The organism is Nocardia sp. CC201C (genome assembly GCF_030010695.1).
GTDB classification, from domain to species: Bacteria; Actinomycetota; Actinomycetes; order Mycobacteriales; family Mycobacteriaceae; genus Nocardia; species Nocardia otitidiscaviarum.
The window spans coordinates 1-11,901 of the sequence record NZ_JASCXP010000230.1; the positions used below are offsets into that span (position 1 = coordinate 1).

An 11,901-nucleotide genomic window follows, 5' to 3' on the forward strand; every position below is an offset into this window, starting at 1 on the left:
TGCCGTGGCGAAAGCCGGTGCGTGCCGGGATACTTCGGCCAGCCGCGCGCTCATCAGCTCGTCGACCGCGGCGGGCAGCTCCTCGTCGGCCGCCCCATGGGCGAGCGCGTCCTCTTCCAGGGCGTAGAACCACGCGTCGACGATCTGACGCAGCGCACTCGGCGGAAAACTGGCCGTGGTCAGCCGTTCGGTGAGTCGGCGGTACACCGTCTCCAGTCGGTGTAGCGGAGTCTCCGTCTCGGAGATCTGCACCTCCGCTACGGCGAAGTTGCGCCGTTTGGCGCGTTCTCCCAGCCACCGGGCGAAGAAGGTCTTACCCGACCCGTATTCGCCGCGCACCGCCTTGAACACCGCCGATCCGGACTCGACCGTGTCCAGTTCGGAATCCAGCACCGCCTCGAACCGGTCCAGTCCGGTGGCGAGCAGGTCGAGTCCGGTGTCGGGCACCGCTCCGCGGCGGAGGGCGTCGATCACGGCGCGGCGACGGGCCGCACTGACCGGCAGGGGCTGCACGCTACTCACGTGCCCCAGTTTCGCACGGCTGGAGCTGCCCATGCGGTACGCCCGCCGGGCGTTCTGTCCGGTCCGGCGGCCCGGCGGCGGTCTGCGGCCCCATCATCGGATGTCGAACTGGTCGCGAAGCAGCTTGGTATGCAGGCGCAGTGTCCGTCCGTCGCCGCGCGTTTCGAGGACCTGCGCGCCATCGACATTGAGCAGTTGGCCGAGGATCGCCGCGAAGCCGTGCGCGCGGGTCGGCGGGTCGCCGACCCGCTGCGCGATGGCCGTGGTCGTCTGCGGCCCGTCGAGCAGTGCACGAATGGCCTTCTCCAACTTGGTGAGGGCCGGTTTGCGTGCCAACTGTTCGAGCTGCGCCTCGAAAACAGGGGAGGCGAACAGTCGGCTGACGAGTGTGTCGGTGGCGCTGGCGAGCGGCTCGGGCTCGAGGTCGGGTTCGGGCGCGGCCGGTATATCGAGCAGCATCTGATTCTCGAGCTTCTCGACGGCCTTTCGGCTCACCCGCTTGACCCGCTCGGTGGGAGCTGCCGTCTCGGCGCTCGGCAGCGTGTCCGCGTCGTCCTTCCACCACGCGGGCCGCTGGTCGCCGAGTTCGCGCCAGCCTTTCGGCGGGGTGGCGCCGAAGGGCAGGAAGGCGAGCACCGGGATGGTGATCTCGGCGAGGCTCGCGCCGCCGTGATATCCCGCCTTCTGTGCGGTGTAGCGGGAGTCGTTGTCCCACAACGCTACAATGGACGATCCGGGTTCCGGCCACACCACGCGCGGACCGTGCAGCGCGACCTCGTTCTCCGCGAGCCGGTCGTGTTCGGCGGCGGGGAGCCGATGCCGGGCGGATTCGATGCGGTCCGCCGCGACCGGGACGCCGTGCCGGTCGATGACATGTCCGTGGTCGCTGGTGATGAGCACGACCATGCCCTGTGCGGCGGCGGCGCTCACCAGAGCGCGCAGATCGCCGATCTCCCGGGATTCCCAGCCGGAGTCGTCGAGCTTGTGCTCCTTGCCGAGGCGGTCGTCGATGGTGTTCAGCACCACCGCCACATGGCAGTCCGGATTCGCGAGGGCGGCGTGCAGGTCCGCGCCGAAGCGGTCGCCGGGTTCGCTGCGCAGATCGTTCTTGTGGAAGACCTCGGCCTGCTTCGCGCCCCAGAATCGGTGTGCGGGAAACACCCGCTCCTCGACCTTCTGATCGCCCTTCATCAGTTGTCCGGCGAACAGCGATGTGCGGGACACGGCGGTCACGCTCGGCAATGCCGCCGCCATGCTGCGCCGGTACGGTGTGCCCGCACCTGGCAGCGGATCGTATTCGGCGAAGGCGCTGCGCAGTTCACCGGCGAGTTCGGTGGCGATGGCTGCGCTCATACCGTCGACGACGAGCAGCAGCACCCGGTGTGCGGCCGCCAGCGGGCGCACGACACGGTGCAGGAAGGATTCGACGGTCAACATGGTGCCGGGATCGGTACCGGACTCGGTCCAGACGGCGAGCGTTTTCGCGAATTCCTGGTCGAACGCCCGCCGCAGCGTGCGGGCACGGGAGGCGATGGACCGGTAGGCGATCCGCAGCGTCGGCTCGTCGTCGCCGCCCGCGTCGAGGTAGTCCAGGGCGCGGTCCGCCCACGCGGTGTCGTGCAACTGCCGGTCGAGTGCGTCCGCCACGGTGTGTGCGGTGGGGTCGGGGTCGCTGTCCAGCCAGCGGGCCAGGCGCTGCGCCATCCGGACCCGGCTGATGCGGACCTTGTGGTCGGCGGCGAGGTCATGGTCGCGCAGGGCGTTCACCGCCGCGTCCACCTCCGCGCGCGTACCGCGCCCGAACGCGTGCCCGACCGCGGTGAACCGGGCCTCCAGCCCGGTGGTGAGGATCGGGCTGGCCGCCGCCGCGTCCCCGGCCCCGAACTGCCGCACCAGACGATCCGCCTGGCTGAGCACGGTGTCGGTGATGCGACGGGCCTGCTGAGCGGATTCGTCGATCTCATCGCCGAGTTCGGCCACGGTGCGGGCCTTGGCCAGCACAACGCGGATGTAGTCCTCGCAGGTTCGGCCGAAGGCCACGAGCAGCCGGTCCAGCGCCTCGCCGGGGGCGGGCGGATGGTCGCCGAGCCAGCGTTCCACCCGACCGCGCGCCTGATAGACGGGATTGCTGGGCGTCGCATGCGTCCACAGGGCCGCGCACAGCAGACCGTAGGCGACGGCTTCCAGCGCATGTCCGGTTTCGGCCAGCGCCACCAGTACGCGGCCGGTGGGTCCGGATTGTTCCTTCTCGCTGAGGAATTCGCTGATCCCCGCACGCTCCGCCGGTCGCAGGTCGAGCAGCAGTTGCGCCCCGCCCGCGCGTCGGGACCAGTCCAGCAGCCGGAAGGGGTCGACCCGGTCGCCGATATGGCCGAGTCCCAGCCGCCGTGTCGTGAGCGCCGCCAGGGCGGGGGTGCGCGACACCACGCCGCCCGCCAGCGTATTCGGCCAGCGTTGCGCGCCCGCCGCGTCCAGCAGTGCCTCGCAGGCCCAGCCCTCGCGGCGGAGGCGGGCGTCGATCGCGGTGGCCCCGAACATCTCCCGCACGATGTCCCAGCGGTCGACGGTGTGGACACGGCCGCGGTAGGTGCGGGCGAGGATGGCCGGATCGAGGTCGTGCTCTTCGACATCGGTGAGCACGACCAGCAGCTGCGGGTCCGGCGCTGCCTCGTGCGCGTGAGCCAGCACGGTTTCGTGGACGGCCAGCGGTGACGGCGCCGCGACCACGCGCACGCGGCGTCCCTCGGTGAGCGGCAGCATCGCGTCACCGTCCCACACCGGTTCACCGCGCAGCAGCAGTGTGACGGCGGTATCGGCGGCCAGCACCTCTCGGAGCCGTTTGTGCGCGGAGAGGTACTGTGCGACAGTCGCTCTCGATAGCCGCAGGGCTGTCGTCGCGGTGGTCTGCGTCATTCGACGACCCGCCACACGATCTCGATGCGCGCCGAGGGGTCGGTGGCGGCGAGCGCGGCGATATCCGCGGCGAAGGTCTCCACGGCCGCGGCGGCGGTGGTGGTGTGCTCACCCGAGCGAGTGGTATGCGAACCGGAGCGGCGATCGCTCGGCGCGGCGGCGGGTAGCGTGAAGCGGCCGATCAGCGGCGGTGTGCTCGTGGGCGTACCGAGGTCCACGTCGTCGGGCGCGGGCTGGACATCGGTGCCCTGGGCCGCGCGGGCCGCGGGCGGCGGTGTCGACCGCGCCCGTTCCGCCTCCTCGCGCAACCGTTGGGTGGACAGCGCGGTGACCTTGGCGTCGGTGTCGCGCAGCGCCTGCGCCAGATCGGCGGAGCGCTGGTCGGCGCGGGCGACGCCGCGCAGCGAGTCCAGCAGCGCCGCGCCTTCCGGGCCGAGATAGCGCGCCTGTGCGAGGTTGCCCCACGCGGTGTGGGTCAGCGCGGAGATCACCTGCTCGGCTGATTTGATCGAGGTCGCGTAGCGATCCGGGTTCACCTCGGCCAGGTCGAAGCGGGCGAGCGCTTCGACGGTCTTCTTGGCCCCGGTGGAGCCGCCGCCAGTGGTGGTGAGCGTGGTCAGCAGGTCCACACAGCGGCGAGCGAGGGCGAGGCGCTCGTGCGGGTCGGTGTCGTCGAGGCCGAGGAAATCGGCGTGCTTCTCCAGTTGTTCGACCAGTCGCGTCGCGGGATCGCGGTGTCTGTTCGCGGTCTCGGAGATCTGGCGCGCGAATTGCTGCACCAGCCCACCGCGTCGCAGTGTCGGCGCTTTGGCTCCGAAGATGACCTCGAAGCGATGGCGGGCGGCGTCCCAGTCGGACTCGCTGGGCAGCGGCTGGGTGCGCAGCGCATCGCCCGACTGAATCTTGTTGAGTTCCGGGGCGTCGATGGGCACACCGCCGCGCACCCATACGCGGTCGTCCATTTCCGCGAACGACGCGATCACCAGGTGCGCGATATGGGATTCGAGACCGCGCGGTTGCGGCAGGTCGGTCCAGTCGGTGAGCGCGATCACCGAGATGTCGCCGGTGACGCCCTCATGCTGGGCGGTCCTGCGGAAGTGGTCGGCCCAGCGGCGGGACAGTTCGAAATAGGCTTCTTTCTGCTGGCCCAACCCGAGCGGTTCGGCGACGCGGCGCATGAGCGGGCGGTCCTTGGACGGCACCTCGACCCGGCCGTCGCGAGCCTCCGCCGCCGCACGCACATGGGTGAACACCGTTTTCGCGTCCGACAGCTTGACGGCCGTGCCGCTCGCGTCCGCGTCGAGCACGGGATGGTCGGGGAACTGGTGGGCGAGCAGCTTGCTCGCGATGGTGCGGATCGCGTCGTGCAGCGACTGGCCGATGGAGACCGTCAGCCCATCGATATCCGGCAGCGGGTGGAAGTGCTGCGCGAGGTCGTCGGTGACGTCGTTGGGCTTGCGTTCGGCCAGGCCGTACGCCTGTTTGAAGGTGGCGAGCACGTTCTTGCGCAGGGTGTCGCGCTGGGATTCCAGCAGCTGCTTGGCGCTGGCGCGATTGTCGGGGTTGAGATGCTGTGCGTACTGGGTGTCGAACCGGTAGGGGTCCGCGAGCGCTTTGGTGATCACCAGCAGGCGGCGGAAGTCCTCCCACCGCGGCTTGGTCAGGTGGGTGGGCAGCCAGGCCACGGTCCGTGGGTGGTTGTCGCCCTGCTGCTCGCGCAGGCGTCGGATGCGCTCGGCATCCTCGACGGGGCTGTGCGCGCCCTCGTCGTAGGGCAGGTCGATGACGATCCGCCACCGTCCCTCGATGGTCGGTTGCAGGTCGTGGTTCGGCAGGTTGTCCTCATCGCTGACATTGCCGAAGACCACCTCCACCACGCGGTTCGACCCGCGCCAGACGAAGCGCAGTTCGTCGGCGTCGAAGCGGCCGTTGGCGCGGTCGAGGCCGAGCTCCTCACAGAGCAGGTCGCGGGCCAGCGTCGCGCGGTTGGGCGGGTTGTCGTTGACCTCGGCGTTGGCGATCACCATTTCCACGTCGACGCCGGAGAGTTCCAGGCGCACACCGGGATTGGCGTCGGTGCCGACCGCCTTGATCTCCGGGAACCGCGCCGCCCACTCGGCGATCATGTCCTTGATGACGCCTTCTTCACGGCCTGGGATCATGGTGGTGATCGAGCCGTGATTGAGCGCGCCGAGCCGCCGAATGGTCAAGTCCCGCAGGGCCGGGACACTCGGGGCGAGGGCGGCGAGCAGCACCGTGCACGCGAGCCGGTTCTGACCGACGAACTTCTTGCAGTTGCCCGCCAGCTTCACATCCGTGATCGTCTCGCGGCGGTTCACGTACGCGTCGATATCGTCCTCGGTGACCTCGCACGTGCTCAGCAGATAGGGCCGCAGCCTGGTCTTGTACAGCTTGTCGGCGGCGTCGAACAGCACCTTCTTGTCGGCGACGAACGGCCGGTCGCCGCCTCGGGTGAGCTGCTCGTACAGGTCACCGAGCGGAACGAGGTCACCGAGCCGCAGTTCGTTGCGATGGTCGGCGAGCAGCTGCCCCATCAGTTTGAGGCCGGTGCGCGAGCGTTGCAGGGCGGCGGAGATGTGGACCAGGGTGTCGAGGAAGGCGGGGGAGAACGGGTAGCTCAGCCGGAACGACGCCTCGTCCGCGCCGGTGGTGCTCTCATCCGAGCCGAGCAGGGTGTCCCATACCTTCGGGCCCAGCTTCTTGGTCTGTTCGAACGCGCCCGCGATCTGCTGTGCGGCCGCGGCGTCGCGGGGCTTCAGCAGCCGGGCGTGCGCGATCTGCGGCAAATTGCGGTCCTCGAGGCTGATCAGGTCGAAGCGGCCGGAGGCGTGGTTGAGTGCGTCCTGGATGGCGGATTCGGCCGCGCCCGCGAGCTCCTCGCCGACAAGTTCGCGCAGGTCGCGCTGTCGGGCGATGAAGGAGATGATCGGAATGGCGCGGCGGGCGTCGCCGCCTTCCCGAAAGTTCGTGATCTTGCTGGCTTCCCGGGCGACGCGCTTCTCGTCGTGGATGAGGCTGGCCAGCCACAGGATGAGCTCGTCCAGGAACAGGATGATGGCGTCGTAGCCCAGCGATTTCGCGTGCGCCGCGATCACACTGAGCCCGGCGTCGAGCGAGATGAATCCGCTCTCGTCCTCGGCGGCGCGGCGGGTGAAGCCGGGCAGCAGCGTTGTTCCGGCATCGTGCACGAGCTTGGCGCGCAGTTCCCGCGGCGTGGTCGGGTTCACCAGATTGAGCCCGCTGGCGTCCTGTGCCTCGTCGGCGGTGAGTGCCGTGTCGATCCGCTGGCTGGTCCAGAATGCCGCCGACTCGCCCCACTCGTCGTCCTCGGCGGTGGCGTAATCGCGGTTCAGCGCCGCGAGGAACTGTTCCTCGCCCATGGTCGCGCGCAGTTGCCGCAGGTCGGTGAACAACGCGTCGGTGCGGTACACCGGCGGGATGGTCGCGTCCGGGTGCTTGGCGCGGACGAAGTCCACATAGCCGCCGAGCACGCGCTGCTCCATGGCCTTGGCGTCGATCATGTGATACGGCACCATCAGGAACTTCTTGTTCTCCGACAGCAGCCACTCGTGCTTGGTGAGCACCGGGTCGAACTCGGCGCGCGACCGGGCCGCCGGATTCGCCGACAGCAGCGCGTACAGCACGGCCATGAAGTGCGACTTACCGGAACCGAACGAGCCGTGCAGGAAGGCGGGCTTGGAGGTGTCGCCGTCCAGCGCCGACCTGATCAGCGACAGGGCTTCGTCGAAGTTACCGAGCAGCCGCTCGGTGAGCACATAGTCTTCGACAGCCTTGGTGGAGCCCTCCTCGGTCACCGCGTCCGCGAGCGTGAGCACGTAATCCGACCCGGCGACGTGTTCCTTGATGTCGATGAGGTCGCGCAGCAGCGGACGCTGGTCCATCACCTATCCCCTCCCGCCGGTCTCGGCGGCGCAGTTGTTCATCATTGTTCGGTGCACCGTGGGTTGACCAGGCATGTAGCTTCGATGCTCAATGGTTGCGTACACATTATCGCGAGGAAACGACAGGTGAGGGCAACGCTGCGGCTCACGCCAGTTGTTTGAGCAGCGACCGGAACTGGCGCAGCTCGGTCAGCTCGGCCTCGGTCGGTGGGGTGCGGTCGAAGTGCGCTATCGCGTTGCGGATGCGCTTGACCTCGTTCAGTCGGTGCACGAACAGGGCGCGGTCGACCGTGGGCCAGTTGAGCTTTTTCCAGTTGGCGTCGGCCCGCGCCGCCAGAGTCGGCTTCTTGTGACCCATACCGAGCAGTTGCACATAGCCGCCGAACATGAGGTCGTCGACCTTGCCGGAGCCATTGTTGCCCTGAATGGCCTTGACGTTGTCCGGGTCGAGATTGCGCAGGCAGTGGCGGAGCAGTGTTTCGATCTCACCGACCAGGAAGAACGGCAGGGCCATGGTGTGGAAGCGGTCGGCCACGTCGGCGGAGGTGACGATGCCGGTCAGCTGCCCGCAGTTGTCCCGAACCAGCAGGTAGCCTCGGTGACACAGTTCCGGCAGGCGCTGGAAGAGGTCGGCATGGGCCTCGGCCGTCGGTGGCTCGGTGTCCATGGCATTGGCGAGAGTCCACTCGAGGTGCCGGTCTTTCAACAGCGCCAGTGCATCCCAGGTGACCACCCCCTTCAGTGCCGAGCCGCCGTCGACGACCGGCATCTGGGAGTAGCCCTTGGTCCGCATCAGCGTCAGCGCGTGCGCCAGACTGTCGGCCGACGACACCGACTCCAGCTTGGTGGCGAGTTCGCCCACTGTGAAGCGCTGCCGAGGCAGAATGTCCGGTTCGAGGTCGTCCTCGGCGTCGTCATCCGGGGTGTCGTCGGCTCCGCCGGCCGGGACGATCCGCAGCATGGCCTTGTGCTTGCACTCGGCGAACGGCGGCTCGGTGGTGAGCTCGGCGGCGGCCAGCTGGGCCGAGATCGCTGGAATGGATTCCAGGTCCCGGACGCGAAAGTGGAAGAACTCCAACAGTTTCACCAGCGGCATGCTGGTGTTGGCCAGCGCGGCGATGTCGTCGGGGGTGGGGTGCTCGGCCACGGTCAGCGCTCCACGGCTTCGCGGGTGACGGTGCCGCGGCCCATGGCCGCGGAGACCAGGCCGAGCAGCTGTCGGGAGCGGTCGGCGTAGAAGGCCGCGAAGTCGTCGGCGCGCAGGGTGTCGGGGTCGATCAGGTGGGTGGCGACGATGTCGTCGAACCATTCGTCGCGGCTGCCGGATTCGCTGGCCAGCACCGGCAGGTAGGTGCTCGGCGCACCGACCAGGTTGCGGCTGGCCCGGTAGGACAGCGGGGTCTTGTTGACGATCGAGTTCGCGCGCTTGTCCGCGCGCCCGCCGGTGAGCCACTTCTTCGGGAAGACCTGATGGATGTCGACCGCGTGCTGCAGCAGCGACGCCGGTGTGAACGGCCCGTCGTTGTAGTACCAGTCCACCGCCCCCTGCTTGGCCAGCAGCGCGATGATGCCCTTGTACGCGGCGCTGTTGCGGGTGGTCAGGGTGTCGAGCCGCTCGTCCAGGAACACCGCCTCGGCGATGGTGTCGGGTACCGGCGCGGTCGGGTCGGTCCAGGCGACGAGCTGTTCCACATCGCGCGGGAATCGGCTTTCCGTTGAGCCGCCGTACATTTCGCCGAGTACACCGCACCAGTACCAGCGGGCGACCCGCTCCCGCATCTCGGTGTCGTCGAGGCGTTCGCCGACGATGGCACGCACGGCCGCGAGCGGGATGAGCTGGCTGCGGTAGGGCAGGTCGGCGGGGTGGACGATGAACTGTTCGGCGAGGAAGTCCGCCACCCACGCGAAGGCCTTGTGCAGGATCGGATGCAGTCGGTCGAAATCGGTGAGGGGGAGTTCGAGCAGGTCGCGTCGCTTGCAGGAGACGCCCGCGGTGCGCCCGCGCTGCTTGCGCTCATAGGTCGAGACCAGTGTGACGGCCTGCAGGAACTCGCTGTTCAGCAATCCGTCGGAGCCGTTGTTGTCGGGATCGCTGAAGACCGTGAAGTCATTGGCGAGGCTTTTGCGAATGTCCTCCCACACCGCGTGCAACTCGTAGTAGTCGCCGCCGTGCGCGGCGGTGTAATCACGGTTCCCGGCGTAGGTCGCGGTGAGCAGTTCGAAGACATTGAGCGGCACGCCGCCGGTATTGACCCGCTCGAACACCGAGCACACGGCGTCGGTTCGGGTCGAGGCGGGCAGCTTGATCATCGGAATCAGGAACTCGCGCACGTGCGCGATGACCGACTTCTCGAAACGTGACCACAGCGGCCAGTTCGTATCGCCGTCGAGCATGACGAACGCCCGCTGCCACTCGTGTGACTTGTCGGTGTCGAAGATGATGTGCAGCGGGAAGTACCCGGCCGCGCACTCCCCCTCCAGGGTGGTCAGATCCACCTCGCCCCGACGGGCGTAGCTGCTGCGCAGCACCTTGTCCTTGGGCACCGAGACGATCGCGTCGTCCCGCTCGGATTCCGCGCCGACCGCCTTGCCGATGTCGATGTAGTACCACCGTTCGATCGGTGCACGCCGACTGTCGGTGGTCTGCACCGGCAGCTCGACGTGCAGCGCCTGGAACAGCGAGGTGAGCCGCTGCTGTCCGTCAAGCAGGAGCAGACTCGGTTCCACCGATTCGGCGACCTCCGCACCAGCCAGCGGCCGCGCCCGAAAGCTGGTCTCCCCACCGGTTTCCAACGTCATGACCACACCGAGCGGGTAGTCGAGCGTGACGGTGGCGATGAGTTCCCGAATCCGCTGATCGTCCCACTTCCATTCGCGCTGGAAGTCCGGCAGCTGCATACTCCCGGCCTCGATAAGCTTCAGCACATCGCGCAGCCGCATGCTGTCGGTCGCCAAGTTCGTCCCCCGCTCGTCGTGTGTCTGGAAGGTCGATGGTCGACCGTCCGGGATGTGAATGTCAAAAGCTTTGTCCGGCAGGTGATTCTAGGGGGAATGGGCAGTGGGGGCGAGTGTTACGGCCGTGATGCCGCTTCACTCCGGAAACGTCGTCAGCTTCCTCGCCGATAGACCGAACAGCGAGGAGGCAGCTTGATGATCGTTCGTGTGCGTCAAATAGTGATATGCCTCGCTGCCGTGGCGGCTCTGTTCACGGTCGGCTGCGATGCCGATCCCCGCACTGTCCCCCCGACCCACAGCGTGTCGGATGCGCCACCCGCCGAAGTGCTGGAGACCGGTCAGTCATCAGCCCCGGCTATTCCGACAGCACCTGCACCAACCCTCATCCCCGAATCGACGCCGCAGGCACCCCTGTCTGACGAGCAGCCCCCGCCGCCCCCCGCTGCCGAGCCCTACGTCCTCGAATGTCTGGAAGGAACCCCCGGCCCCGCCCGCTGGAGCGACGGCACCCTTCGGTTTTCCCAGTGGTGTTTCGACACCCGTGGTGGTGAGCGGTACCTCGAAGAGGAGTCCCAGTCCGGAGCTGATCCGACCAGCACGGATTCGCCCGACCCTTACGGCCGCGGTTACACCTGCGATGCCTCGGGTGTCTGCCGCTGGCCCGATGGTGCCCCGGTGATCGGGGCCGACCGGTGCGGTCAGCGTTGTGGAGAACCGCCGACGTCCGGGGATGTGCAGCGGGAGTGGTGGGACTGCGTAGCTGTCAAAACCGAGGAACAATGCCGCGAGGAGCTTCGGCGTTGATTGGTGTCGGGGACCGGGCGACTGATTTCAGTGGCGACGGTCCGCCCGGATCAGTCTCCGTAGAGAGAATCGGTGATCGTTCGGCGGGTAGCCGTGTACCACTCGGCCTCCTCATCGAACGGGTCGGCCGTTCTCGTCGCCGCTTGCTGTCGCTCGAGCCGGTCGCGCTCCAGCCTCGAACCATTGGCCTCGGCGAACTTCAAGGTGGCGTCGACGGTCGGGTCCTCCAGCACCTCTCGCATGGCCTCGGCAACCTTGGCGGACTTCGCCTCCACCGCTGCCTTGTAGGCCGCGAGGACGAACTCCGCGCCCCGCATATTGATCGACAGCAGCCGGTTCTCGGCATCCACCTCCACTCGCACCCCGTCGACAATGCCCACGCCGCGGATCTGCTCCATCGCGTACTGGGCGCGCTGTACCTTCAGGCCGAGTTCATCGAATTTGCTCTGCGGGGACGACATCGTTACCTCACTTCAACTCTCGTGGCAAGACCCGGTGATGGTGTCAGGATTTCGGCCATCCCGGGTAGAAGGGTTCGATTTTGGGCGGCTGGTTCTCATCCGCCTGGATATCGGCTTGCGATGGGCCGTCCTGCCGAGATTCGAGCCACGGCGTGCAGACGTTCTTCATCACGTTGTTATAAGTACCCTGCCACAATGTGCTCGCGGGCAAAATTGGCCTGTCGAAAACATTTAGATTCGGCCGGGCTGTCCGCCCCTCTGGGCCGGGAATCAATGGACCATCAGGTGTTCGACCTGAATCATCCGGCGCCTGCCTCCGAGTA

7 protein-coding genes are annotated in these 11,901 nt (G+C 67.8%); all 7 read right to left on the reverse strand.

Annotation, left to right across the window (positions count from 1 at the left end; all coding sequences use genetic code 11):
* Window positions 1–513, reverse strand: a 513-nt coding sequence (locus QK444_RS22295; RefSeq protein ID WP_282783334.1) for a BREX system ATP-binding domain-containing protein, incomplete at its 3' end; no start/stop codon positions are given.
* Window positions 514–615: 102 nt separating this feature from the next.
* A complete protein-coding gene (gene pglZ, locus QK444_RS22300; protein ID WP_282783322.1) occupies window positions 616–3,435 on the reverse strand; it encodes a BREX-2 system phosphatase PglZ in 2,820 nt (939 codons plus the stop codon).
* Window positions 3,432–7,358, reverse strand: a complete 3,927-nt coding sequence (locus QK444_RS22305) for a phage resistance protein (RefSeq protein WP_282783324.1) — start codon at window positions 7,356–7,358, stop codon at window positions 3,432–3,434. The genes pglZ and QK444_RS22305 overlap by 4 nt, the downstream gene beginning before the upstream one ends.
* Before the next feature lie 145 nt (window positions 7,359–7,503).
* Window positions 7,504–8,505 carry a CBS domain-containing protein gene (locus QK444_RS22310; RefSeq protein ID WP_282783326.1) on the reverse strand — a complete coding sequence of 334 codons (1,002 nt, stop codon included), beginning with the start codon at window positions 8,503–8,505 and terminating at the stop codon, window positions 7,504–7,506.
* Between the two features lie 2 nt (window positions 8,506–8,507).
* Window positions 8,508–10,313, reverse strand: coding sequence for a DUF262 domain-containing protein (locus tag QK444_RS22315; RefSeq protein WP_282783328.1), 1,806 nt, complete (start codon window positions 10,311–10,313; stop codon window positions 8,508–8,510).
* A gap of 854 nt (window positions 10,314–11,167) precedes the next feature.
* Window positions 11,168–11,578, reverse strand: a complete 411-nt coding sequence (locus QK444_RS22320) for a hypothetical protein (protein WP_282783330.1) — start codon at window positions 11,576–11,578, stop codon at window positions 11,168–11,170.
* Between the two features lie 43 nt (window positions 11,579–11,621).
* On the reverse strand, window positions 11,622–11,901 hold a 280-nt coding region (locus QK444_RS22325; RefSeq protein WP_282783332.1), incomplete at its 5' end, for a hypothetical protein.

Bases quoted from the DNA above. Each gene is read 5' to 3' on its own strand.
- QK444_RS22305 (WP_282783324.1), bottom strand. From the start codon at position 7,358: ATGGACCAGCGTCCGCTGCTGCGCGACCTCATCGACATCAAGGAACAC.
- pglZ (WP_282783322.1), bottom strand. From the start codon at position 3,435: ATGACGCAGACCACCGCGACGACAGCCCTGCGGCTATCGAGAGCGACT.
- QK444_RS22320 (WP_282783330.1), bottom strand. From the start codon at position 11,578: ATGTCGTCCCCGCAGAGCAAATTCGATGAACTCGGCCTGAAGGTACAG.